Origin of the sequence: Nocardia coffeae (genome assembly GCF_019890715.1) — a bacterium.
GTDB lineage: Bacteria > Actinomycetota > Actinomycetes > Mycobacteriales > Mycobacteriaceae > Nocardia > Nocardia jiangxiensis.
On record NZ_JAINZY010000089.1, the window covers coordinates 1 to 344 of the forward strand.

Sequence of the window (344 nt, forward strand, 5' to 3'; positions counted from 1 at the left end):
TGACGCGGCCAAGGGCACGTACGCCAAACTCGTCGTCTCCGACGACGCGAGCACGCTGCTGGGCGGTGTGCTGGTGGGTGATGCCTCGCAGTACGCGGCGTTGCGGCCGTTGGTGGGGCGGCCGCTGCCCGCCGAGCCCGCGGCGCTGATCTCTCCCGCGGGTGCGGAGCTGGGTGCGGACGCGCTGCCGGATGACGCGCAGATCTGTTCGTGCAACAACGTGTCCAAGGGCGCGATCTGCGGTGCGATCACCGAGGGTGCGTGTGATGTGCCCGCGATCAAGAGTTGCACGTCGGCGGGAACCTCTTGTGGTGGCTGTGTGCCGATGCTCAAGAAGTTGCTCG

The 344-nt window shown here is 68.0% G+C and carries 1 protein-coding gene; it reads left to right on the forward strand.

The annotated features are described in order from the left end of the window. A partial coding sequence (locus K7711_RS47170) for a (2Fe-2S)-binding protein (protein ID WP_222979734.1) occupies nt 1-344 on the forward strand: 344 nt, incomplete at both ends.